Here is a 22616-nt window from a genome sequence, read left to right as displayed (position 1 = left end):
TTAATAGCACAAAACCCAAGGGGGGAATTAGTGCACATCCAATCTAATCCGAATAGTGTATTTGGCGCGCAACCCGAGGCAGCGTTTGCAACCGAAAATGCGTTCGGGTTGTGCGATGAATGCAATTGGATTGGATTTGCTCTAGAGATCAAATGTCGCAAAGATCGGCGCGTGGTCACTGGGTTTTTCCCATCCGCGCACATGGCGTGCCACCCTGCTGGAATGACCCGAAGCCGCAATATCCGCCGTGGCCCAGACATGATCCAACCGGCGCCCTTTGTCCGCCGCATCCCAGTCGCGGGCGCGATAGGACCACCAGCTATAGAGCTTGCCCTCGGGAATATCGGCGCGGGTGACGTCCACCCAGTTGCCGGAGTCCTGCACTTCGGCCAAGGCCTCGACCTCGATCGGGGTATGGGACACCACCTTCAACAGCTTCTTGTGATCCCAGACATCATCCTCGCGCGGGGCGATGTTCAGATCCCCGACAAGGATCGAACGTTTTGGCGCATTGGCGTGGAAATCATCGCGCATGTCGGTCAGGTAATCCAGCTTCTGGCCGAATTTCTCGTTCACTTCGCGGTCCGGTTTGTCACCGCCTGCGGGCACATAGTGGTTGTGAATGGTCACCCCGTTTTCCAGCCGTGCCGCCACATGCCGCGCGTGGCCAAGGTTCGCAAAATCATGCCGCCCCGCGTCCACGATGGGCAGGCGCGACAGGATCATCACGCCGTTATACCCCTTTTGCCCGTTGGCAATCATGTGGGTATAGCCCAGCGCAGCAAAGCCCTCGGTCGGGATTTTATCAACGGGGCTTTTGCATTCCTGCAAACACAACACATCCGGCGCTTCCTCTTGCAGCAATTTCAACACGATCGGTTCACGCAGGCGGACCGAATTGATGTTCCATGTGGCAAGGGTGAAAGTCATGATCTACTCGCTTTCATTAGACAGGCTGATCTTATGCCCTGTGATTGCAGACCTCAACCTGCTTTGACTGCTTAGAGCGTGTCGCACTTGATCAGATTCGAGCATTCGCCACCCCGACCGAGGCAGCGTTCGCGCAAGCGAATGCGTTCGGTCAGGGTGGTGAATTCGATTTGGTGCGACATGCTCTGGGGTATTTCTATAGCAGGCATTCGTTTGGGGCATGATACCTGCCGTTGCTATACAAACTTCATTGTTTTGATTTCTTCGAATCAGCATGGAACAGATGTTTCCGGTTTATGATTCCACTACTGTCCCCAGATAAAAAAAGAACCGGCACAAAGGCCGGGTCAGTCCAACAGGGAGGATGCATGTCATAACCCCGACATGCAGGGGAACTCGTTTGATTCGCCGCTAGGCAACCAATCTATACCCGCCGGATTCGGTCACAAGAAGGCGGGCATTTGACGGATCTGGTTCTATTTTTTGACGAAGACGGTAAATATGTGTCTCTAATGTGTGCGTGGTGACGCCTGCATTATAGCCCCAAACCTCGTGCAGCAGCACATCGCGGGCCACGACGCCTTCGGTCGCGCGATACAGGAATTTCAGGATATTCGTTTCCTTTTCCGTCAGCCGGATTTTGCGGTCATCCTCGGTGATCAGCATCTTCATCGCCGGTTTGAAGGTGTATGGCCCAAGGGTAAACACGGCGTCTTCGGATTGCTCATGCTGGCGCAACTGGGCACGGATGCGCGCCAACAGCACGGGAAATTTGAACGGTTTGGTCACATAGTCATTCGCGCCCGCGTCCAGCCCCAGAATGGTGTCGGCATCGGAATCATGGCCGGTCAACATCAGCACCGGGCATTTCACCCCCTGTTTGCGCATCAGGCGGCACAATTCGCGCCCGTCGGTATCAGGAAGGCCCACATCAAGGATCACCAGATCATACAGCGCCTCTTTGGCCTTCACCATTGCGTCGGCCCCATCGGCGGCCTCAAACACGTCGAAATCCTCGGTCATGACCAATTGTTCGGACAGGGCCTCGCGTAGATCATCATCGTCATCTACCAGCAGGATTTTCTTTACATTATTTGTCATCACCGGCTCCTTTAGCACGTGCTGTTCTATATAAAATGTGCCTAAAGAGCTGTTTCAACAAGGGGCGGTAGTCTTTTCTCACGCATCCGTGTGTAATCTCACGCATCCGTGTCAAAAACGCGCTATATGTTTCAAGTTTCTGAAATAATCGCTACATGATGCGTAACGAACTGAAACAAGGACTGCCGATGCCCCTGCGCCCCGATACCATCGAAATGCTGGCCCGCGCCCGTGCCGATCTGCGCATGGGGGTGCCGGTGGTGCTGTTTAATGGCGACCGTGCAGCACTGGTGCTGGCAGCGGAAACCTTATCGCCGGAACGTATGGTGCAGGCTCAGGGGCTGGGCAGCCCGGTTCTGGCCATAACCGCACGGCGTGCCGAAACCCTGAAAACCGCCGCCTATGACGGTGATCTGGCGCGAATTGTGCTGCCGGGCAACGCAACGCTGGCATGGATTCACGGTGTGGCCGATCCGGCGGATGACCTGAAAATGCCGATGAAAGGTCCACTTTTGGCCATGCGCGACGGCCCCGCCGACCTGCCCCATGCCGCGTTGCAACTGGTCAAATCCGCCCGTCTGTTACCCGCCGCCCTGTTGCTGGATATCCCCGCCACATTCGCTGCGGAAAACAATCTGACCCGTATCGACCTGACAAAAACCGCCGACGCCCTGACCGCCACCAGCCCGCTGTCCGAGGTGATCAGCGCCCGCCTACCCCTGTCTGTGTCCGAGGCAGGCCGCTTGCATATTTTCCGCCCCGAAGACGGCGGCGAAGAACATTACGCGGTGGAAATCGGCCAGCCAGACCGCACAAAACCCGTGCTGACACGGCTGCATTCGGCCTGTTTCACCGGTGATCTGCTGGGGTCACTGAAATGCGACTGCGGGCCACAACTGCGCGCTGCACTGGCGATGATGGGGGACGAGGGGCATGGCGTGCTGCTCTACCTCAATCAGGAGGGACGCGGTATTGGTCTGGCCAACAAAATGCGTGCCTATTCCTTGCAGGATCAGGGCTTTGACACGGTCGAGGCCAACCACCGGCTGGGGTTCGAGGATGACGAGCGCGATTTCCTGATCGGCGCCAACATCCTGAAACAAATGGGGTTTTCACAGGTACGCCTGTTGACCAACAACCCGAAAAAGGTGGAAATGATGCAGGGCGCGGGGCTGACCGTGACCGAACGGGTGCCGCTGAAGGTCGGCCACACCGCACATAACAAGGCGTATCTAAAAACCAAGGCCGACAAATCGGGGCACCTGTTATGACGGCAAATGATCTGGTTCTGACCAAGCTGGGCATCCGTTTTCAAAACCGCCTGATCCCCTGTTCTATCGGGCGCGGTGGCATCACCACGGACAAACGCGAAGGGGACGGGGCAACACCTGCGGGACGCCACCGGATCATGGGGCTTTATTACCGCCTCGACCGCCTGCCCGCACCCGCACCTTGGGCCATGCCGATCCGCCCGTTTGATCTGTGGTCAGACGACATCAACGATCCCGCCTATAACCACCTTGTCCGCACGCCGCATCCATTCAGCCACGAATCCATGCGCCGCGCCGATCCGCTTTATGATATGGTACTGATCACCGACTGGAATTGGCCCCGCGCCATTCCGGGCAAAGGCTCGGCCATCTTTCTGCACATCTGGCGCAAACCGCATCACCCGACCGAGGGCTGCGTGGCCTTTTCAAGGGAAAATCTGATGTGGATCATCCAAAGGCTGATACCGGACAGCCACCTGATCGTCACCGCTCATTAGCCCTTGCGGGCTGCTTCGCCAGCGAGGAAAGCCGTCAGGCTTGAGGAGCACCGTAATCCCGCGCCCCGAATATGGCCGAACCTACCCGAACGTGGCTGGCCCCCATCGCCACCGCCCGCTCGAAATCACCGCTCATCCCCATCGACAGGCCCGCAACCCCGTTTCGTTCGGCAATCTTGCGCAGCAATGCAAAATGCAGGCTGGGTTCTTCATCCGCTGGCGGGATACACATCAGCCCCACCACCGGCAAATCCAACGCGCGGGCCTCGGAAATAAAGGCATCCGCATCCGCTGGCAGAACACCTGCTTTTTGTGGCTCTTCGCCAGTATTCACCTGAATGAACAAATCTGGGCATTGCCCCGTTTCCTGCGCCAACCGCGCAAGGGTTTTTGCCAGCTTGGGCCGGTCCAGCGAATGGATCGCCTCGAACAGGCCCATCGCCTGTCGCGCCTTGTTGGTCTGTAACGGTCCCAGCAAATGCACCTGAACCCCGTCATATTGTTCCCGAAACGCGGGCCACTTCCCCGCCGCTTCCTGAACCTTGTTTTCCCCGAACAGCCGGTGGCCTTCGTTCAAAACTGCCTCTACCCGCTCGTTCGGCTGAACCTTGGACACGGCAATCAATCGGGTCGAGCCCACTTCGCGGCCCACCCGTTTTTCTTCGGCGTGTATTCTGTCAATTATTTCTGAAAGGGACATATCCGGTTTTGCCTTTGTTCAGTTGCAAAACCAGATAGCCAAAAGAAATGGGGGCACGCAACAGCGCACCCCCAAATACTTTGGATATCAGCTCAAATTAGAACTTGAACTTGATACCTGCAGAAGCATTCTTGTCACCCAAGGCATTACTTGCATAACCTGCAACCAGCGATGCTCCGCCCAGATCATAGGAAACACCGATACCATAAGGATTGTCGGTTGCAGCGGCTGCACCATCGTCAGATACGAAAGCCGAGACAGTTGTTGCACCGAACGAATACGAACCGTTCAGGGTGAATTTATCATCGCCATTGTTGTCGGCATATGCCAGACCAACGCCGAAATCACCCAGTTTTCCACCAACTGTCAGGACAGTTTTGTCGCCAAAGCCTGCAGGCGCATCGCCATCTTGCACACCCAAGGCAACAGTCCAGTCACCAAATGTATATGCTGCATATGCAGAAATAACGTTAGAGGTAGCAGTAGCATCATTCATGTTGCTGTTAGTCAGCATGCCCGAGAAATCGCCGGCCGAATATTCGATTTCGACACGGTCGATGCCACCTACGTCCGACGTGTATGCAGTCCAGCCCCAGTAACCTGCTGCACCAGCAGAGTTGGTGACCACGTTGTGGAACCCGTTGCCATTCAGGCCAACAGTGCCGGCATAAAGACCAGGCATACATTCCAAGGCGCCACAAACGTTACCAACACTCAGTTTCAGGCCGCCGGATTTCAGGTATACAACTGTGTCGTTACCCATCGTGACACCAACGTTATCACGTCCGGTTAAAGCCTCACCTTTGCCTTCGTTGTTACGCAGACGGAGACGTGCGCCCAGTTCCAGACCAGAGTCTGTCTCTGTGGACATATCAATATTAAGCGTAACGCGCTTTTCCAGACGTGTTGATGGTTTGCCAACGGGGGCATTGTCACGCCACTGCAGACCAAAGCGAGCGGAGCCGCTCAGATTGACGTCAGCAGAAGCTGCGCCGGCAAAAGCAACCAGTGCGGTTGTTGCTAAGAGAACTTTTTTCATTTCGTTTTCCCTTGTTTGTTAAAGGTACACCTCAATTCAGGGAATCCGAATTGAGTATGCTGGTATTTCGCTCTTTGCGGCGCGCATTGCAAGATTTCTGGCCCAGTATAATTCATTGCGCCCATTCGTGGTGCAGCTTTGCCACAGTCCATTTGGCCAGTTGCCCCTATTCATTATTGCACTGTTCACAGGCCCGAAACCTCTTGCCCGCCCCTATAGCGTTATATACTAAAGCAATAACCACAGGATTTAGGGTATATCGAATGACTTTCAGGCATAAAACAACCGGAATCATCGCAATTTTGGCTATTACGGGCCTAGCGGCCTGTGGCGGCGGCTCTCGCGGGTCCATCGGTTCGGGCAGTTTTTCCGGCTCAAAACGCACACAGCCTGTAAAAACGGGCACTTTCAACTCGGATGTGGCCGACGAAACCCGCCGCGCATCCGCTGGCGAGCACAAATCCAGCCTGCTTGATATCTTCAAAAACAACCCCGATGCCAATACCACCGTCGGGGTGAATAAATATATCTGGAATGCCTCGCTTGAGGTTCTGGATTTCCTGCCCATCGAATCGGTTGATCCGTTCACTGGCGTTATTGTCACAGGTTATGGCACTCCACCGGGTGGCGGCCCCGCCTACAAGGCCACGATTTATGTGCAGGATCCCGCTCTTGATGCCCGTTCGCTGAATGTATCGCTGCGCACCCGCGGCGGTGTGGTCAGCGCCGATACCGTGCGCGCCATCGAGGATGCGATCCTGACCCGCGCACGCCAGCTACGGATTCGCGACGGAAAACTGTAAACTCCGGTCCGAATCGTTTTAAATCACGACCGCGCCGGGCAAATCGTCCGGCGTTTCCATATCAAGGATGCGAATAATATGTCCCGCTACACCGCAAATGAAATCGAAACAAAATGGCAAGCCGCCTGGGACAAGGCCGGGGTATTCAAAGCCAAGCGCGATGAATCAAAGCCCAAGTATTATGTGCTGGAAATGTTCCCCTACCCGTCCGGCCGCATCCATATGGGCCATGTGCGCAATTATACCATGGGCGACGTGATCGCGCGCTATAAACTGGCCACCGGCCACAACATCCTGCATCCGATGGGCTGGGACGCCTTTGGCATGCCCGCCGAAAATGCCGCGATGGCAACCGGCGGCCACCCCAAGGACTGGACCTATGCCAACATCGCCGACATGCGCGCCCAGATGAAACCGCTGGGCCTGTCGATCGACTGGTCCCGCGAATTTGCCACTTGCGACCCCGAATATTACGGCCAGCAGCAGGCGATGTTCATTGATTTCATGGACAAGGGGCTGGTGTACCGCAAAGAGGCCGTGGTCAACTGGGATCCGGTGGATATGACGGTTCTGGCCAACGAACAGGTGATCGACGGCAAGGGCTGGCGCTCGAACGCACCGGTTGAGCGGCGCGAGTTGACGCAATGGTTCTTTAAAATCTCGGATTATTCCGAAGAATTGCTGACGGCACTGGACGGGTTGAAAAACTGGCCCGAAAAGGTGCGGATCATGCAGGCCAACTGGATCGGCAAATCGCGCGGGCTGCAATTTGCCTTCCCGCTGACCAAACCCGTGGCCGGTTTTGATGAAATCGAGGTCTTTACCACCCGCCCCGACACCTTGAACGGCGCGTCCTTCGTCGGCATTTCCCCCGACCACCCGCTGGCCAAGGCGCTTGAGGCCGACAATCCGGCGCTGGCAGACTTCAACGCCGAATGCCGCCGCATGGACACCACCGAAGCAGCGATGGAAAAGGCGGAAAAAGTAGGGTTTGACACCGGCCTGACCGTGCAACACCCTGTTTATCCTGACAAAACCCTGCCTGTCTGGGTCGCCAACTTTATCCTGATGGGATACGGCACCGGCGCGATCTTCGCCTGCCCGGCGCATGATCAGCGCGATCTGGACTTCTCGCGCAAATACGATCTGCCGGTGATCGACACCTTCTTTGCGCTGGAAAATCCGAATCCGGTTGAAAATACCGCCTTCGTGCCCCCCAAAACCGAACCCGTCAAATGGATCGACCATTTTGCAGGGCTGGACGTGGTCACAGGACAAGAGGCCGTAGATGCCACAATCGACTGGTGCGAATCCAACGGCATCGGCAAAGGCGTGACCCAATACCGCCTGCGCGACTGGGGTCTGTCACGGCAACGCTATTGGGGCTGTCCGATTCCGGTGGTGCATTGTGATGACTGCGGCGTGGTGCCGGAAAAGAAAGAAAACCTGCCGGTCGAGCTGCCTTATGATGTTGACTTCGACACCCCCGGCAACCCGCTGGACCGCCACCCCACATGGCGCGATTGCACTTGCCCGTCCTGCGGCAAACCGGCCAGACGCGAAACCGACACGATGGATACCTTCGTTGATTCGTCATGGTATTACGCCCGCTTCACCAGCCCGCATGCCAAAACTCCGACCGATCTGGACGATGCGACCTACTGGATGAACGTGGACCAATATATCGGCGGGATCGAACACGCGATTTTGCATCTGCTCTACTCGCGCTTCTTTGCCCGCGCGATGCATATCACCGGCCACCTGCCCGCCAAGGCAATTGAACCGTTCGACGCGCTGTTCACCCAGGGCATGGTCACGCACGAGATTTACCAGACCACGGACGACAAGGGCCGCCCTGTCTATCACCTGCCCGAAGACGTTGATCTGGAAACCAAAACCGTCAAAGCCACCGGCGAGGCGCTGGAAATCATCCCGTCTGCCAAAATGTCGAAGTCCAAGAAAAACGTGGTCGATCCGGTGTCGATCATTGATTCCTACGGCGCCGACACCGCCCGCTGGTTCGTTCTGTCCGACTCCCCGCCCGAACGCGATGTGGAATGGACGGCCTCGGGCGCCGAAGCTGCGCATAAATTCCTGAACCGCGTCTGGAACCTGTGCGACAAAATCGCAGGCCTGCCGGATGGCGAAACCAAGGATGACCAAGACCTGATCCGCGCCATGCACCACGCCATCCATGACGTGACCGCCGGTATCGAAGGGTTCGCCTTCAACACCTCGATCGCCAAAATCTATGCTTTCACCAACACCCTGTCCAAATCCAGGGCAGGCGGCACAGCGCAAAAACAGGCAATCAAGGTTCTGGCGCAACTGATGTCCCCCTTCACCCCGCATCTGTCCGAAGACATCTGGGCGCATCAAGGCGGCGAAGGGTTGGTCACGCAGGCCCCGTGGCCACAGCATGATCCCGAAATGCTGGTGCAGGACACCATTACCCTGCCGATCCAGATCAACGGCAAACGTCGGTCGGAAATCGCCGTATCCGCCGATATGCCAAAAGAAGAGATTGAAAAAATCGCGCTGGCGAACAAAGCTGTCGTAAAGGCGCTCGATGGCGGGTCGCCAAAGAAAATGATCATTGTGCCGGGGCGTATCGTGAATGTCGTCATTTAACCGCAGAACCCTGTTGATGTCGCTGGCCGCGCTTTCGGCCTGCGGCTTTACCCCTGCCTATGGGCCAAACGGCCCCGCCAAAGGGTTGCGCGGACAGATAGAGGTGGACCCACCGATAGACCGCAACGGCTTTGATTTCGTGCGCCGGCTCGAGGAACGTCTGGGCCGTGCTGATGCCGCACAATATAAACTGTCCTACACGCTGAACCTGAATGAAGATGACCTTGCCATCACACCGGCACAGGAAATCACCCGCTATAACGTGCTGGGAACGGCACAGTTTACAATACAGAACGTTGGCACCGGCGAAATCGTCACATCCGGCACGGTCAGTAATTTCACCAGCTATTCCGCCACCGGCACCACCGTCAGCACGCAAACCGCCAAACGCGCGGCCTATGCCCGTCTGATGGTCATTCTGGCCGATCAGATCACAACCCGCTTGATCGGCACATCCGGTGCGTGGATGAAATGAAACTGTCCCCCCGCGACGCCGCCGGATATTTCGCCAAACCCGATCCAAAACGCGCGGGGCTGCTGATTTATGGCGGGGACGCAATGCGCGTGGCCCTGAAACGCCAGCAGGTGATCGCCGCATTGATCGGCAAAACCGGCGAAGAGGAAATGCGCCTGACCCGCATCCCCGCGTCCGATTTACGCTCGGACCCCGCCTGCCTAATCGACGCGATGACGGCACAGGGGTTTTTCCCCGGTCCCCGCGTTGCCTTTGTCGAAGACGCCGCCGACGGGCTGACCAAATTCATCAAACCCGCGCTTGAGGCATGGCGCGAGGGCGATGCGCAAATCATCGTCACCGCCAAACAGCTGAATGCGCGTTCATCCTTGCGCAAATTGTTCGAGGGGCACAACAACAGCTTTGCCGTCGGCATCTACGACGATCCCCCCTCAAAATCCGAAATCGAATCCGACCTTGCCAAGGGCGGGTTGACCAATATTCAGGCAGATGCGATGGACGCCCTGATTGCCCTGTCACGCGACATCGGTCCGGGCGACTTTCGACAGGTGATCGAAAAAATCAGCCTTTATAAACTGAACGACACCACGCCGCTGACCCCCGAGGATGTGATGGCCAACGCCCCCACCTCGACCGAGGCCGCGCTGGATGACGTTCTGAACATCGTCGCCGAGGCCCGCAGCGGCGAAATCGGCCCCGTTGTGCGCAAACTGGAAAGCCAAGGCGTGCAGCCCGTGGGCCTGTGTATCGGTGCGACCCGTCATTTCCGCACCCTTTACGCCGCTGCAAATAACCCCTCAGGTATCGGCGGGTTGCGCCCGCCTGTGTTCGGCGCACGGCGGGACCGGATGCAACGGCAATTGCAACGCTGGAGCGGACGCAAACTGGAACTCGCCCTGACCATGCTGACCGACACCGACCTGCAACTGCGCTCGACCTCGCGCGCACCGACAATGGCGCTGATGGAACGCACACTGGTCCGGCTGGCGATGCTGGCGGGGCGGTAGACACAAGATCAGTCATTTTTGCAAAATGACGGGCGGCAACCACACACATCTTGCCAGACGTAAACCAGACGCAAATCATATGCCATTCAGACCGCGTTTATCCCCGCCCAACGTCCCGTCGCCAGACAGCCTGTCAACAGGTAGCCGCCCGTCGGGGCCTCCCAATCCAGCATCTCGCCCGCGCAGAAAACCCCCGGTGCGGCCTTCAATTCCAGCCCCTTTGTCAGCGCCAAAAACCACACGCCGCCGGCCGTTGAAATCGCCTCGTCCATCGGGCGCGGGTCACTATGTTTCAGCGGCAGGGATTTGACCAGTTGCGCCAGTTCCTTACCCGTTGGCAAGGGCCGCGCGAATTCCTGTAACAACGCCAGCTTCACCGCGTCCAGCTTCAGCGCCTTGCGCAAATGGTTCGTTACCGTTGCCTTGCCACGCGGCTTTGACAGCCGTTCCGTGATCCGTTCTACCGTCCAGTCCGGTAGCAAATCCAGCGTCAGTTCCGCCCCCTCGCGCATCGCTCTGGAAACCGCATAAATCCCGCTCCCCTCGACCCCGCGTTTCGAGATCACGAATTCCCCGCGCCGTGATTTTCCGTTCACAGTCAGCGCAACACCCTTCACCGGTTGGCCGAAATGCCGCGCCATATAGGGAGACCACTCTACCACAAAGCCCATATTCGCAGGCTGAAACGGGGCCAGTTCCACCCCCTTGGCCGCCAGCATATCCGCCCATGCCCCGTCCGACCCCAACCGCGCCCAACTGGCCCCGCCCAGCGCCAGAACACAGGTCTTGGGACGCAACATCTGCACACCGTCCGGCGTGGCAAATTCAAACCCGTCACCCCAGCCTGTCCAGCGCCAGCGGGTGCGAAACTCCACCCCCTGCCCTCGCAACCGCACCAGCCACGCCCGCAACAAAGGCGAGGCTTTCATTACCTTGGGAAACACCTGTCCGCTTGACCCTGTGAACACCTCTTGCCCCAAATCCCGCGCCCAATCCTGCACGGCATCCGGCCCAAAGGCTTCCAACGGTGCGCGCAGCATTTCCGCCGCTTCGCCATAACGCGTCAGGAAAGTCTCGAACGGTTCGTCCTTGGTCAGGTTCAACCCCGATTTCCCAGCCATCAAAAATTTGCGACCGACCGTCGGCATGGCGTCAACCACCACCACGCGCCGACCGGCCCGCGCCAGTTCTTCGGCGGCCATCAACCCTGCCGGACCACCGCCGATGACCAGCGCATCAGGCACTTGGGAAACCACCCTTGATCTCGACCACGCGCTGCGGATAGGGGATTTCGATGTTGTTTTCTTTCAGCGCATTCCAGACCAGAAACAGTACATCCGAAGTGAATTTGTTTTCCCCGTCATCAATCCCGTTGACCCAGAATTCCACCGCGAAATCCACACCGCTGTCACCGAACCTGCGTAATTCGCAATCAGGCGGAAAGGGTTTGTCCAGCACCTCTTTGTGCTTGGCCACGGCCGCTTCGACAATCGCGGGAACCTTGTTGATGTCGGTATCATAGGACACGGAAAAAGGGGCTTCGTACCGGTTGGCCGAGCCACTGTCGGAATAGTTCACCACGCGGGTCGTGATGAAATCCTCGTTCGGGATCACGATCCAGCGCCCGTCATAGGTTTCCAGAATGGTCGCTCGCGCCATCATCTTGATGATCGTGCCCGCTTCGCCGCCGTCCAGTTCCACATAATCGCCAACCGTGGCCTGCCCTTCCAGCAGCAGGATCACGCCGGATATGAAATTCGAGGCGATCTTTTGCAGACCAAACCCAAGGCCGACACCAATCGCCCCGCCCAGCACCGCAAGCGATGTCAGGCTGATGCCCATGATGTTCATCAGCAACAGGAACGCCACGCCGAAAATCGTGATTTCCGTTGCCTTGACCGCCAGTTGCCGCGTCGCGGGGCGCATTTCCTCTTGCTTGCTGATCAGGGCGGCGCTTTGATCATTCGACCAGCGGCCCAGCCAGAACAGGATGCTGCCCGCGATCACCCCGCGCACCAGCGCCATGATCGAGAATGAAATGTTGCCAAGCGAGATCACCGTGGCCGACAGATACGCCGTCAGATCATCCAGCAGGCCCAGCGCGTATAGCGCCATCGCCGGGATCAGGATGTATTTGCCCAGCATTTTCAGGAAAGAATCGGTGATGATATCGCGCACCAAGGCCCGTGCTGCAAGGAACAGGAACACCCTTTTGCCAAAGGCAATCACCGCGCCGGAGCCGAATATCGAGCGGGTGATCTGTTCGCCGATGCCGGTGAACGCATAGGCCAGTAGCGGCAGTAACAGCGGCAGGAACATCAGCACGAACCGGCGTGCCTGCGCCAGATAGGATGTCTGGCCATCGGGCGGGGTGATAGCCCGGGTCAGGATCGGGGACAGCTTGCGGCTGACCACCAGCGCGGCCAGAAACGCCACCACCAACAGGCCGAATTGCGACCACGCGGCAGGACTAAGCAACCAGCCCTGCGCCAGTTCCCAACCCTGATTTACATAGCCCAACACCTGCCTAACAATTTCTGGCTGCCCGTCCATACCCACACCTTACCCGTTACACATCGCTTTGATGCCGCTTAGAATTTCCGGCTTGGCCTCCAGCACATCCGCCGCCAGATCACCAATAGTTCCGGCCATCTTATCACCTGAAACCAGCATATCCACCAGCCCGAATTCCAGCGCCTGATCCGCGGTGATTTTATGTCCGCCCATCAGGATCATTTTTGTGCGCGCAGGGCCGATCAGCGCCCGCATCCGCGCGGGATCGGAGGGCTGCGGCAGAAAGCCCAGTTTCATCACGGGGTAAAAGAATTTCGCAGTCGGCACCGCGATCCGCAGATCACAGGCCAGCGCCATGCCAAACGCCCCGCCTGCCAAGGTTCCGTTCAGCGCGGCGATGGTCAGGCAAGGGACAGTGGCCACAGCGCCCGACAGCCGTTCCCACACCGGATCGGTGGCCAGCCCCGCGTGGGCCTCGCCCAGATCAGCGCCGGCGCTGAACACGCGCCCCTCGCCGGTGATCACCAGCACCTTGGCGTCAACCGCGGCTTCGGCGATATCGGCCAGTTGTTCCAGCATCGCCTTGGTCAGCGAATTGGCCTTGTCGGGGCGGCGGATGGTTGCTGTCCAGAGCCCGCCGTCCTTTTGCAGATCAATCATGCAATCAACCCCGCCCGCTTGCGAATTTTCTCGTCCCGCAGGGCAATTTCCTGCCCTATAAATTCATCCGCATCCGCCGAACACATCCAGACCAGCGTCTGCGCCACCCATTCAGGCGGGATGTGATCCTCCCATTCCATTGCGCTAACAGGGTTGATGCCCGAGGCTTTGATCTCGCGCTGCATTTCGGTGGCAACTGTGCCCGGCGACAGGCCCATCGCACGGATGCCAACGCCCGCGCCTTCTTTGTCGGCGCACATGGTCAGCATGGCGGCACCGGCCTTGGAGGCGCAATAATGGCTCCACCCCTCAAGCGCAGTATGGGCGGCACCCGAACTGATGGTGATGATCGTGCCACCCCCGGCCGCCTGCATCACCGGCATTGCGGCGCGCATACCGTAATAAACGCCTTTCAGGTTGATATCGATCACCTGCCCCCATGCGACAGGATCGGACGTGGCAAAAGGCGAGATCGGCTCGATCACACCGGCGTTGTTGATCAGAACGTCCAGCCCGCCAAATTTCGCCACCGCCTGCTGCATGGCCGCATCAACCGCAGAATAGTTGCTGACATCACAGGCAATCGCCAAAGCGGCATCGCCAATTTCGCGCGCAAGTGTTCCAATTGCCCCGCCAGATCGCGCCAATAGCACCACATTTGCACCGACCTTGGCGAATTCCCGCGCAGCCGCAGCCCCGATTCCACGGCTCGCCCCTGTGATTAGAACCGTTTTTCCTGATAAATCGCTCATTTTCGCCTCCCCTAATGAAAAGTTAGGATAAAACACTCTATGCAGCATGAATAGAGCCGACTTATACTTGCACCCCGTCCAAATCGGGGTCATTTATACGTCAAACTATTTTCAACCACGAAGGGTTCAACATGACAAATTGGAAAACAATCGGCGGATCTGCCGCATTTATTACATTGATGGGCAGCACTGCGTCTATTGCCGAGATCACCTCGCAAGAGGTTTGGAACGACTGGTATCAGTATATGTCCGGCTTTGGCTACGAAGTTACTGCCACGCCTGATGTCACAGCCGACAGCGTTGTTGTAAACAACCTGATGCTTGCCATGCCTTTGCCCGATGACGGCGGGATGGTCAAAGTCGATTTCGGCAAGATTTCCTTCATGGATCAGGGCGATGGCACCGTTGCGGTTGTTTTGCCGGATCAAAAGCCGATTGCTGTTAGTGTGGATAATAATTTTTCTGTCACACTGAACTATGACACCACGGGCATGTCGATGGTTGTCAGCGGTGCGGCTGACGATATGACATACACCTATTCAGCGCCTAAAGTGGCGATCAGCATTGCCGATCTGATGATTGATGGCGATAAAATCGACACGGCTAAACTTGATATCATCCTGTCCGATGTCGCAGGACAATCCACCAGCAAAATGATGGGCCTGCGGAATATCGTTCAGGCTATGTCAGCAGCAAGCCTGACTTATGACTTTGCCCTTGCCGAACCGGGTGGCGGCAAATTTGCCATGACTGTCAAAGGCTCGATGTCTGACCTGAAAATGGACTCGGACAGCAGTATTCCTGCAGATGTGGACTTTGCAAAGATGTCCGAAGCACTGGACAACGGATTTGCAGCCAAAGGTGGTCTTACTTGGGGTGCCGGCGGATACGAGTTTACCTCCAATGACCGCGGCAACTCGGTTACCGGTTCTTCCAGCTCGGACTCGGGCAGTCTGAAGTTCGCGCTGGATCGCGAGATGCTCAACTACGGCGGCACGGCAACCGGAACCAAATCGTCCTTTACCAGCTCGGACTTTCCGTTCCCGATTGACATCACCATCGCCGAGGCCGCGTTCAACCACTGCTGGACGGGCCGCAAGGGATAACCACCTTGCGGCCCGTTTGCGTTTTGGCCTAGGGTTTTGGGTATTATTGCCCTGTCATTTTAGGAAAGACCGCCAATGCATACCCTTCCCCGTCTTTGCACCACAACCGCCCTCGTCACCCTGATGGCAACCAGCCCCGCATGGGCCGATGTCACCGCTGAACAGGTCTGGACCGACTGGCAGGGCATGATCGAAAGCAGCGGCGCCAAGGTGACTTATGACAGCTCGGCAGATGACGGCATCCTGACCATCAACGATCTGGTGGTCACCGTGGATGATGTCGCGAAAACAAACATCCGGCTGGGGGCCGTGGTTTTGCAGGAAACCGGGGATGGATCGGTTCAGGTTCTGTTGCCTGCCAGCGGCCCGATTGTCATAGAATCCGGTAACGATAAGGCCACGCTGGAACAGCGCAACACAGGGTTTTCCCTGATTGTCAGCGGCACGGCGGGGGATATGACATACCGCTATGCGGCCACCGAATTTTCACTGGCTCTGACCGAATACCTGATAGACAACACCCCCAGCGACGGGCAACAGGCCCGAATGACGCTAAACAATCTGGCAGGCACCCTGCACGGTCGCACAACCGGTCTGCGCCAGTTGGAGCAGGATTTTATCCTTGGCAAACTGACCTATGCGCTTGACCTTACAGATCCCGAAAAAGAGGCGGCTATTACCTCGGAAGGAAGCATCACAAACCTGCAAAGCGATGTGAATGTTGCTATCCCTGAAAACATCGAAACCCTGAGCATGGCAGAGGCCTTTGAAAAGGGTCTGACCCTGAAAAGTGGCCTAAGCTATAATGACATTGCCGCCCGTTTCACCTATTCGGAAAACGGAGACAAGATTACCGGCTCGGGGGAATCCGGTTCAGGCGATATACGGATGTCGCTTCAAGAAGGTGACAACGTGGTTGCCGATGCCTTCGAAAGCGTTTCCTTTGGCCCGATCCGCCTGCGGGTAGACGGGGATGTTGCAGATAATGACATGTTCACAGCACACCTTGCGCTGGATCAGCTTGGCGCGCGTCTGGATATGGGGATACCGGAAAACTTTGAAAGCCTGAGTGCAGGCAATGGTGATACTTCCATGCCGGACATTTTGAACGCTGGCTTTCGCGTCGGGGTGAACCTGAACTATGACGGCCTGGATGGCGCGGTTTCATTTGTTAGAGGCGGGGAAGCTGGCAGCGTTTCCGCCGTTTCGGACATGCTGGATCTGGGCTTGTCCCTGTCGCGGGAAATGCTGCACATTTCAAGCGCCAGCAAGGCAACCGAGTTCAATCTGGAATCAGCAGACCTTCCCATCGGTGCCATCCGTCTTGCGGTGGCCCAAACCCTTCAGGATATCAGGATTCCGTCAAACACCACGCCAGAGCCGCAACCCTTTACCTATCGCCAGGAAATCAGGAACCTGTCAATCAGCGACAACCTGTGGGCATTGTTTGATCCTGACAGCCAAATACCGCGCACCGCCATTACCTATGTTCTGAATGTCAGCGGCCTTGGAAACTGGCTGATTGATCCCTTTAGTCCCGAAATGAACATACCCGGCAATACCAAAGGCGAATTGCACCGCCTGACCCTGCATGAACTGCTGCTAAGCGGCGCGGGGGTAGAACTGACCGGCGCTGGTGATTTCACCTTCAACAATGATGATCTGGACAGCTATGACGGCATTCCAGCACCCAAAGGGGATATGAACCTGAAACTGACGGGCGGCAATCAATTGCTTGATACACTTGTTAAAATGGGCCTTCTGAGCGAGGAAAATGCCATCGGGTTACGTCTGGCGTCGGGGGCGTTCGCCATCAAAGGCGATGGCGATGACACGATTGTTTCCAGTATCGAAGCCAACGGCAAAGGCGAACTTCTGGCGAACGGCAAGCGTCTGAAGTAAGCTGCTATAGATTAACGAATAAAGGTACCCAAAATGACCCCTATTTCCCGCCTGTTCACCAGCACTGCTCTGGCAACCCTAATCGCCGTTCCCGCAACGGCCGAGATTTCAGCCAATGATGTATGGAATGGTTTCACCACCTTTTATAATGCCTTTGGCCTGAAGGTGGATGCAACGAAAACGCAGAGCGGAAACCGGCTGACCATCAGCAATCTGAAACTATCGGCAACTCTTCCATTTGAACTGGGGTCTTTCATTCTGACAACAACGGGACTTGATCTGGTTGAAAACACAGATGGCACGGTGGATATCATCGCCCCTGAAAGCCTGCCGCTGGCGATCGCCGTCACTCTGCCCGATGATGTGTTTGTCACAACAACCGTGGACTATCGCATAACGGATTATCAAGCGCAGGCCGCAGGTGATCCTGACAATTTCACAGTTACATATCAGTTGGGGCGTGCAGATATGGAATTGGGCGGGCTGAGCATTACAGGCCCAAAAGCCAAGGATCTGGATTTCGATGGCAATTTCACCCTCGCCGCACGCGATATGAGTGGCAAAACCATATTCACCACGGGTGATTTACTGGTGGTCACACAAGACAGCCGGATGGGTGCGCTCGTTGCCAACGGCAGTTTTACCGGAAAAAATGCCCGGAAAGGGGATATGGAAACCACCATGTCCATGACAGTGTCCAACATGCAAAGAAGCAGCGTTATTACGGTTCCCGCCACAGGCATAGACCTAATGAACCTGCCCACACAACTGCGCGACGGCATGTCGTTCCAATACGCATCCACTGTGCGGCAACAGGTGACCTCGCAACGTGTCACGGTTAACGGAAATCTGGTGTCCGACCAATCCACAACCGTCGGAAATGCATCAAGCGCGGTTGGCTTGTCCAAAGACGGCGCACGACTGGAAACGCAAGCCGATGACTATGACATCGACTATACCATGCCTGAACTTCCCTTTCCGATCAGGATATCCGCTTCCAGAATAATCGGAAACTTCGCTGGCCCGCTGTTGAAATCGGATGAAGAGCAGAAGTTTACCTATATGTTCGACCTGAACAATCTGACCATCGCGGATGATCTGTGGAACCAGTTCGATCCCGATGCTGTATTACCCCACGAACCCGGCCGGTTTTTGCTCGATCTGTCTGGTAGTATCCGCCTGTTTGAGGACCTTCTGGATTTCAATGCCATGCGCGATGCCATCGAAAATGGCAACAAAGTTGCCGAACTGACCAGCCTGACCCTGAACGGCATGGATATCAAAGCCGCCGGTGCACAGCTCACCGGAACCGGTGCGTTCACCTTTGACAATTCCGACATGACAACCTTTCAGGGTCTGCCCGCCCCCAGTGGCACGGCCTCCTTTCAAATGTCCGGCCTAAACGCCCTGATGGACAACCTTATCAAAATGGGCCTGCTGGAAAATGACGCGGCCTTTGGCATGCGCATGGGGCTGGGTCTGTTCACCATGGCGGGCGATGGCGACGACACGCTGATTTCCGATATCGAGGTCAAACCGGACGGGCAAATCCTGGCCAATGGCAAGCGGATTAAATAACCGCCCACCCTTGCGTGTGACGGGACAGGTGTTTACCTCGGGTGCAACCGAAAACCGCAAGGATTGCCCATGACCAATACTCTGGAAACCCTGACCGCCGCCCTGCTGGACGCCGCCAAAGCGGCGGGCGCGGATGCGGCGGATGCGATTGCGGTTGACGGCACTTCTGTTTCGATCGATGTGCTGAATGGCGCGCTGGAACACGCCGAACGATCCGAAGGGACTGACATTGGCTTGCGGGTGATGATCGGCCAACGGCAAGCCTGCGTTTCGGCATCAGACACCAGCCGCGATACCATTACCACCATGGCCGAACGCGCCGTGGCCATGGCACAGGTCGCCCCCGAGGACGACAGCATCGGGCTGGCCCACCCCGACCAGTTGGCGCAGGACTGGAACGCTGCCGCACTCGATATGTTCGACCCTGCGCCGGAACCCGACCCCGCCACCTTGCAGGATTTCGCCCAACGCGCCGAAGCCACCGCTATTGCTGTGGAGGGCATTAGCCAAGTCGAATCCGCCAGCGCCGGATACGGCCAGCGCCAGATGCACCTTGCCACCAGCAACGGGTTTTCCGGTGGCTATAAACGAAGCAGCATCCACACATCCTGCGTGGCGATCACCGGCACCGGCGCGGATATGGAGCGCGATTACTACGGTGATGGCCGCATCTATGCCTCTGATCTGGAAAGCCCCGAACACATTGGCGCAATGGCCGCCAAACGCACGCTGGAGCGCGCCGGTTCCCGTCAGCCCCCCAGCGGCGCTTTTCCGGTGCTGTATGACGAACGCGTCGCCTCTTCGCTGATGACCCACCTTCTGGCCGCGATCAACGGCTCGGCCATCGTGCGCGGATCGTCCTGGCTGCGCGATGCGATGGGCGAACAGATCCTGCCCGCCACCCTCTCCCTGATCGAGGACCCGCACCGCCCCCGCACCGGATCATCGCGCCCGTTTGACGGCGAAGGTCTGCCCACGGCGCGCCGCGCAATCATCGACGATGGCACGCTGACCGGCTGGACGCTGGACCTGTCAACCGCCCGCAAACTGGGCCTGCAAAGCACCGCCAACGCATCGCGCGGCACCTCGGCCCCGCCCTCGCCCAGCACCGGCAATATTGCCCTGACACAGGGCGACAAATCCCTCGATGACCTGATCCGTGATATGGGCACCGGCCTGCTGGTCACCTCGATGATCGGCAGCACCATCAACTCCACCACCGGCGACTATTCCCGCGGGGCGGCGGGGTTTTGGGTGGAAGGCGGCGAAATCCGCTATCCGGTGAACGAATGCACCATCGCCGGAAACCTGCGCGACATGCTGTTAACCCTGACCCCTGCAAACGACGCCCGCACCCATCTGTCCCGCGTGGTGCCCTCGCTACTGGTGGAAGGACTGACCATTGCCGGAAAATGACGACCTGATGCTGTTGATCGGTGCGGCCCACGCCAGCGCCGATATTGCCCGCAAGTTCTGGAAACAATCGCCCGAAACATGGGACAAGGACGCCGGCGCCGGACCGGTGACCGAGGCCGATCTGGCGATTGATAAAATGCTGCATGCCGATCTGCTTGCCGCGCGGCCCGATTACGGTTGGCTGTCCGAGGAAACCGAAGACGACACCGCCCGCCTGAAACACGACCGCGTCTTTATCATTGACCCGATCGACGGCACCCGCGCCTTTATCAAAGGCTCTAAAACCTTTGCCCATTCATTGGCCGTGGCGCACAAAGGACAGGTCACCGCCGCCGTGGTATTCCTGCCCATGCTGGATAAGCTATACATCGCCACCAGCGCGATGCCTGCTTCGCTAAATGGCCGCCCGATTGCGCCCAGTCAGCCCAAACCGGACCAGACACCAACCGTGCTGGCGACCAATTGCAACTTCAAACCCGAGCGCTGGAAAAACGGTGCACCCCCTTATGAACGCCACTTGCGCGCCTCATTGGCCTATCGACTGTGCCTTGTGGCCGAAGGGCGCTTTGATGCCATGCTGACCCTGCGCCCGACATGGGAATGGGATGTCGCCGCCGGTGCCCTGATCGCGCAAAAGGCGGGCGCCATTGTCACAGACAAAACCGGCGCCAAACCACGGTTCAACAGCCCGCATCCCCAGCTAAACGGTGTCCTTGCTGCTGGCCCTGTATTGCACAAAGCCATCCGCAGCGAACTTGGGTAGTGTCGCGAGTTTGGTGGAAATTCGAGGACGGCGTAATCTCCGGGTGCATCGAAGCCACCCAACCGGCGGCTGGAACCGCCAAGGAGATCACGCCATGACAAAGAATACAGCAACATCGACATCCGCGCTACTGGCCAATGAAGCAGGCTATGACCCGATTGAAGACCGGCTGCGCCAGAACATCCGCGCGACGATCGAGGCGGTTTTCGAAGAGGAGCTGGAGCAGTTTCTGGGCCGTTGCCGGTATGGCCGCAGCGGCGGGGCAAAGGCCGGATACCGCCACGGGCATCGCGAGCGGCAACTGGTCGGAACATTTGGAACCGAAACGGTGCGCGTGCCGCGTGCGCGGATCACAGGCGAGGCCGGCAAGGCCAGAGAATGGCGCTCGAAGGCATTGCCCCGCTACCAGCGGCTGACGAAGAAGGCCGAGGCGCTGATCGCTGCTGTCTACCTTTCGGGCACCAACACACGGCGGGTAAAACGCGCCCTGTTCGGCCTGTTTCAGGGGGCGGTCAGCAAGGATGTGGTGAGCCGCGCCTGGCGCAAGGTGAAGGTGGACTGGCAGGCGTGGTGCGCCCGCAGCCTTGCGGATGAAGACATCGTGCGGCTGATCCTGGACGGCACCGTGATCAAAACGCGGATTGACAGGAAGGCCACCAATATCTCGGTTCTGGCCGCGATTGGCGTGCGCCGGGATGGGCAGAAGGTCTTGTTATCACTGATGAACATGGGCGGCGAAAGCACCTCCGCCTGGCGTCAGTTCATCAACGATCTGGATGCGCGCGGGTTGAAACGGCCCGAATTTGTCATCGTGGACGGGGCACCGGGACTTGAGGTCGCTCTCATTGCCCTCTGGGGTGAAGATCTGCCGATCCAGAGGTGCACGGTGCACAAGCACCGCAACCTTCTGGCCAAGGCACCCAAGCGTATGCATGATGAGTTGACAGAAGATTACCGCGACATGATCTACGCCAAAACACCCGAGGAAATCGCCACCCGCCGCAAGGCATTTCTGCGAAAATGGCGGCTGAAATGCAAGGCCGTCGCTGACAGCTTGGAAGAAGCAGGAGATAAGCTTTTCACCTTCACGCGTCTGCCACAAGGCCAGTGGAAATCGGCCAGAACGACAAATGCGATCGAACGCCTGAACGAGGAATTCCGCCGCCGCATCAAGACCCAGACCGTGCTGCCATGCGCCGAGACCGTGCCGATGCTGCTTTGGGCTCTGATGGCCTCGGGGCAGATCGTCATGCGAAAGGTCGATGGCTGGGAAACGCTCGCTCAGCCCGTCGCCGACGCAACCCTTGACCAAGCCGCCTGACCGGCGCATAACTCAACCCGCTCGGAGGTGCCTGAAATCAATTTCCACCACTTTCGAGACACAACCATGCGTTGACATGCGGGAAATACAATGACTTCGTCGAGGCTAACACTATCGCCGAAGTCTCCGCCGCAGTTTCTCGATGGACCG

The 22616-nt window shown here is 57.6% G+C and carries 20 protein-coding genes; 12 read left to right on the top strand and 8 right to left on the bottom strand.

What is annotated here, in order from left to right; translation table 11 throughout:
• Positions 1 to 141: 141 nt before the first annotated feature.
• Together ACQY4M_RS17975 and ACQY4M_RS17970 are read right to left on the bottom strand one after the other, a co-directional pair.
• On the bottom strand, positions 142 to 930 hold the full coding sequence (locus ACQY4M_RS17975; protein WP_428546996.1) for an exodeoxyribonuclease III: 789 nt from the start codon (positions 928 to 930) through the stop codon (positions 142 to 144).
• Between the two features lie 411 nt (positions 931 to 1341).
• Positions 1342 to 2031 (bottom strand): response regulator transcription factor, encoded by a 690-nt coding sequence (locus ACQY4M_RS17970; protein ID WP_428546993.1) that lies wholly within the window; start codon positions 2029 to 2031, stop codon positions 1342 to 1344.
• A 188-nt stretch (positions 2032 to 2219) separates the two neighbouring features.
• Here ACQY4M_RS17970 and ribA point away from each other — a divergent pair, with 188 nt between their 5' ends.
• Together ribA and ACQY4M_RS17960 are read left to right on the top strand one after the other, a co-directional pair.
• Complete coding sequence (gene ribA, locus ACQY4M_RS17965; RefSeq protein ID WP_428548261.1) at positions 2220 to 3302, top strand: GTP cyclohydrolase II; 1083 nt, start codon at positions 2220 to 2222, stop codon at positions 3300 to 3302.
• Complete coding sequence (locus ACQY4M_RS17960; protein WP_428546990.1) at positions 3299 to 3799, top strand: L,D-transpeptidase family protein; 501 nt, start codon at positions 3299 to 3301, stop codon at positions 3797 to 3799. Before ribA ends, ACQY4M_RS17960 begins: the two co-directional genes overlap by 4 nt.
• 34 nt (positions 3800 to 3833) lie before the next feature.
• On the opposite strand, the gene ACQY4M_RS17955 is transcribed toward ACQY4M_RS17960, so the two are convergent.
• Both ACQY4M_RS17955 and ACQY4M_RS17950 read right to left on the bottom strand, forming a co-directional pair.
• The gene (locus tag ACQY4M_RS17955; RefSeq protein ID WP_428546987.1) at positions 3834 to 4499 is read right to left on the bottom strand and encodes a YggS family pyridoxal phosphate-dependent enzyme; all 666 of its coding nucleotides are present in this window, start codon (positions 4497 to 4499) and stop codon (positions 3834 to 3836) included.
• Between the two features lie 97 nt (positions 4500 to 4596).
• Entirely contained in the window at positions 4597 to 5538 is a 942-nt protein-coding gene (locus ACQY4M_RS17950) for a porin (RefSeq protein WP_428546984.1), read from the bottom strand.
• 302 nt (positions 5539 to 5840) lie between these two features.
• Here ACQY4M_RS17950 and ACQY4M_RS17945 point away from each other — a divergent pair, with 302 nt between their 5' ends.
• The 4 genes from ACQY4M_RS17945 to holA all read left to right on the top strand — a co-directional run bounded on the left by ACQY4M_RS17945 (position 5841) and on the right by holA (position 10454).
• Positions 5841 to 6341 (top strand): DUF3576 domain-containing protein, encoded by a 501-nt coding sequence (locus ACQY4M_RS17945; RefSeq protein ID WP_428546981.1) that lies wholly within the window; start codon positions 5841 to 5843, stop codon positions 6339 to 6341.
• Between the two features lie 78 nt (positions 6342 to 6419).
• Positions 6420 to 8972 (top strand): leucine--tRNA ligase, encoded by a 2553-nt coding sequence (gene leuS / locus ACQY4M_RS17940; RefSeq protein WP_428546978.1) that lies wholly within the window; start codon positions 6420 to 6422, stop codon positions 8970 to 8972.
• Entirely contained in the window at positions 8959 to 9447 is a 489-nt protein-coding gene (gene lptE / locus ACQY4M_RS17935; RefSeq protein ID WP_428546975.1) for an LPS assembly lipoprotein LptE, read from the top strand. The genes leuS and lptE overlap by 14 nt, the downstream gene beginning before the upstream one ends.
• Positions 9444 to 10454: a DNA polymerase III subunit delta gene (gene holA, locus ACQY4M_RS17930; protein WP_428546972.1), complete on the top strand. Its 1011-nt coding sequence runs from the start codon at positions 9444 to 9446 to the stop codon at positions 10452 to 10454. The genes lptE and holA overlap by 4 nt, the downstream gene beginning before the upstream one ends.
• An 86-nt stretch (positions 10455 to 10540) precedes the next feature.
• Here the strand turns inward: holA and ACQY4M_RS17925 are convergent, their stop codons facing one another.
• The 4 genes from ACQY4M_RS17925 to ACQY4M_RS17910 are packed head-to-tail and all read right to left on the bottom strand — an operon-like array spanning position 10541 to position 14380.
• Positions 10541 to 11698 (bottom strand): TIGR03862 family flavoprotein, encoded by a 1158-nt coding sequence (locus ACQY4M_RS17925; RefSeq protein ID WP_428546969.1) that lies wholly within the window; start codon positions 11696 to 11698, stop codon positions 10541 to 10543.
• Positions 11691 to 13007 (bottom strand): mechanosensitive ion channel family protein, encoded by a 1317-nt coding sequence (locus tag ACQY4M_RS17920; protein ID WP_428546966.1) that lies wholly within the window; start codon positions 13005 to 13007, stop codon positions 11691 to 11693. The genes ACQY4M_RS17925 and ACQY4M_RS17920 overlap by 8 nt, the downstream gene beginning before the upstream one ends.
• A 9-nt stretch (positions 13008 to 13016) precedes the next feature.
• Positions 13017 to 13628, bottom strand: coding sequence for an enoyl-CoA hydratase/isomerase family protein (locus ACQY4M_RS17915; RefSeq protein WP_428546963.1), 612 nt, complete (start codon positions 13626 to 13628; stop codon positions 13017 to 13019).
• The gene (locus ACQY4M_RS17910) at positions 13625 to 14380 is read right to left on the bottom strand and encodes an SDR family oxidoreductase (RefSeq protein ID WP_428546960.1); all 756 of its coding nucleotides are present in this window, start codon (positions 14378 to 14380) and stop codon (positions 13625 to 13627) included. Before ACQY4M_RS17910 ends, ACQY4M_RS17915 begins: the two co-directional genes overlap by 4 nt.
• A gap of 131 nt (positions 14381 to 14511) precedes the next feature.
• On the opposite strand from ACQY4M_RS17910, the gene ACQY4M_RS17905 reads away from it, so the two are divergent.
• From ACQY4M_RS17905 to ACQY4M_RS17880, 6 genes are all read left to right on the top strand, one after another.
• A complete protein-coding gene (locus tag ACQY4M_RS17905; protein WP_428546957.1) occupies positions 14512 to 15486 on the top strand; it encodes a hypothetical protein in 975 nt (324 codons plus the stop codon).
• Between the two features lie 75 nt (positions 15487 to 15561).
• Positions 15562 to 17388: a hypothetical protein gene (locus tag ACQY4M_RS17900; protein ID WP_428546954.1), complete on the top strand. Its 1827-nt coding sequence runs from the start codon at positions 15562 to 15564 to the stop codon at positions 17386 to 17388.
• A 33-nt stretch (positions 17389 to 17421) separates the two neighbouring features.
• Positions 17422 to 18966, top strand: a complete 1545-nt coding sequence (locus ACQY4M_RS17895; RefSeq protein WP_428546951.1) for a hypothetical protein — start codon at positions 17422 to 17424, stop codon at positions 18964 to 18966.
• Between the two features lie 69 nt (positions 18967 to 19035).
• Positions 19036 to 20382: a TldD/PmbA family protein gene (locus ACQY4M_RS17890; RefSeq protein ID WP_428546948.1), complete on the top strand. Its 1347-nt coding sequence runs from the start codon at positions 19036 to 19038 to the stop codon at positions 20380 to 20382.
• The gene (locus ACQY4M_RS17885; RefSeq protein ID WP_428546945.1) at positions 20369 to 21145 is read left to right on the top strand and encodes a 3'(2'),5'-bisphosphate nucleotidase CysQ; all 777 of its coding nucleotides are present in this window, start codon (positions 20369 to 20371) and stop codon (positions 21143 to 21145) included. Before ACQY4M_RS17890 ends, ACQY4M_RS17885 begins: the two co-directional genes overlap by 14 nt.
• Before the next feature lie 94 nt (positions 21146 to 21239).
• Positions 21240 to 22466: an IS256 family transposase gene (locus ACQY4M_RS17880; RefSeq protein WP_428539582.1), complete on the top strand. Its 1227-nt coding sequence runs from the start codon at positions 21240 to 21242 to the stop codon at positions 22464 to 22466.
• Positions 22467 to 22616: the final 150 nt, after the last annotated feature.

It is taken from the genome of Profundibacter sp. (genome assembly GCF_965277155.1).
In the GTDB taxonomy this organism is placed as follows: Bacteria; Pseudomonadota; Alphaproteobacteria; order Rhodobacterales; family Rhodobacteraceae; genus Profundibacter.
This window is presented reverse-complemented; position numbering and strand designations above follow the sequence as displayed.

What these genes read in the sequence shown, in the direction of transcription:
- ACQY4M_RS17950 (WP_428546984.1), bottom strand. Translation starts at nt 5,538, where the DNA reads ATGAAAAAAGTTCTCTTAGCAACAACCGCACTGGTTGCTTTTGCCGGC.
- leuS (WP_428546978.1), top strand. Translation starts at nt 6,420, where the DNA reads ATGTCCCGCTACACCGCAAATGAAATCGAAACAAAATGGCAAGCCGCC.
- ACQY4M_RS17955 (WP_428546987.1), bottom strand. Translation starts at nt 4,499, where the DNA reads ATGTCCCTTTCAGAAATAATTGACAGAATACACGCCGAAGAAAAACGG.
- ACQY4M_RS17920 (WP_428546966.1), bottom strand. Translation starts at nt 13,007, where the DNA reads ATGGACGGGCAGCCAGAAATTGTTAGGCAGGTGTTGGGCTATGTAAAT.
- lptE (WP_428546975.1), top strand. Translation starts at nt 8,959, where the DNA reads ATGTCGTCATTTAACCGCAGAACCCTGTTGATGTCGCTGGCCGCGCTT.
- ribA (WP_428548261.1), top strand. Translation starts at nt 2,220, where the DNA reads ATGCCCCTGCGCCCCGATACCATCGAAATGCTGGCCCGCGCCCGTGCC.
- ACQY4M_RS17960 (WP_428546990.1), top strand. Translation starts at nt 3,299, where the DNA reads ATGACGGCAAATGATCTGGTTCTGACCAAGCTGGGCATCCGTTTTCAA.
- holA (WP_428546972.1), top strand. Translation starts at nt 9,444, where the DNA reads ATGAAACTGTCCCCCCGCGACGCCGCCGGATATTTCGCCAAACCCGAT.
- ACQY4M_RS17900 (WP_428546954.1), top strand. Translation starts at nt 15,562, where the DNA reads ATGCATACCCTTCCCCGTCTTTGCACCACAACCGCCCTCGTCACCCTG.
- ACQY4M_RS17880 (WP_428539582.1), top strand. Translation starts at nt 21,240, where the DNA reads ATGACAAAGAATACAGCAACATCGACATCCGCGCTACTGGCCAATGAA.
- ACQY4M_RS17890 (WP_428546948.1), top strand. Translation starts at nt 19,036, where the DNA reads ATGACCAATACTCTGGAAACCCTGACCGCCGCCCTGCTGGACGCCGCC.
- ACQY4M_RS17970 (WP_428546993.1), bottom strand. Translation starts at nt 2,031, where the DNA reads ATGACAAATAATGTAAAGAAAATCCTGCTGGTAGATGACGATGATGAT.
- ACQY4M_RS17910 (WP_428546960.1), bottom strand. Translation starts at nt 14,380, where the DNA reads ATGAGCGATTTATCAGGAAAAACGGTTCTAATCACAGGGGCGAGCCGT.
- ACQY4M_RS17905 (WP_428546957.1), top strand. Translation starts at nt 14,512, where the DNA reads ATGACAAATTGGAAAACAATCGGCGGATCTGCCGCATTTATTACATTG.
- ACQY4M_RS17915 (WP_428546963.1), bottom strand. Translation starts at nt 13,628, where the DNA reads ATGATTGATCTGCAAAAGGACGGCGGGCTCTGGACAGCAACCATCCGC.
- ACQY4M_RS17895 (WP_428546951.1), top strand. Translation starts at nt 17,422, where the DNA reads ATGACCCCTATTTCCCGCCTGTTCACCAGCACTGCTCTGGCAACCCTA.
- ACQY4M_RS17975 (WP_428546996.1), bottom strand. Translation starts at nt 930, where the DNA reads ATGACTTTCACCCTTGCCACATGGAACATCAATTCGGTCCGCCTGCGT.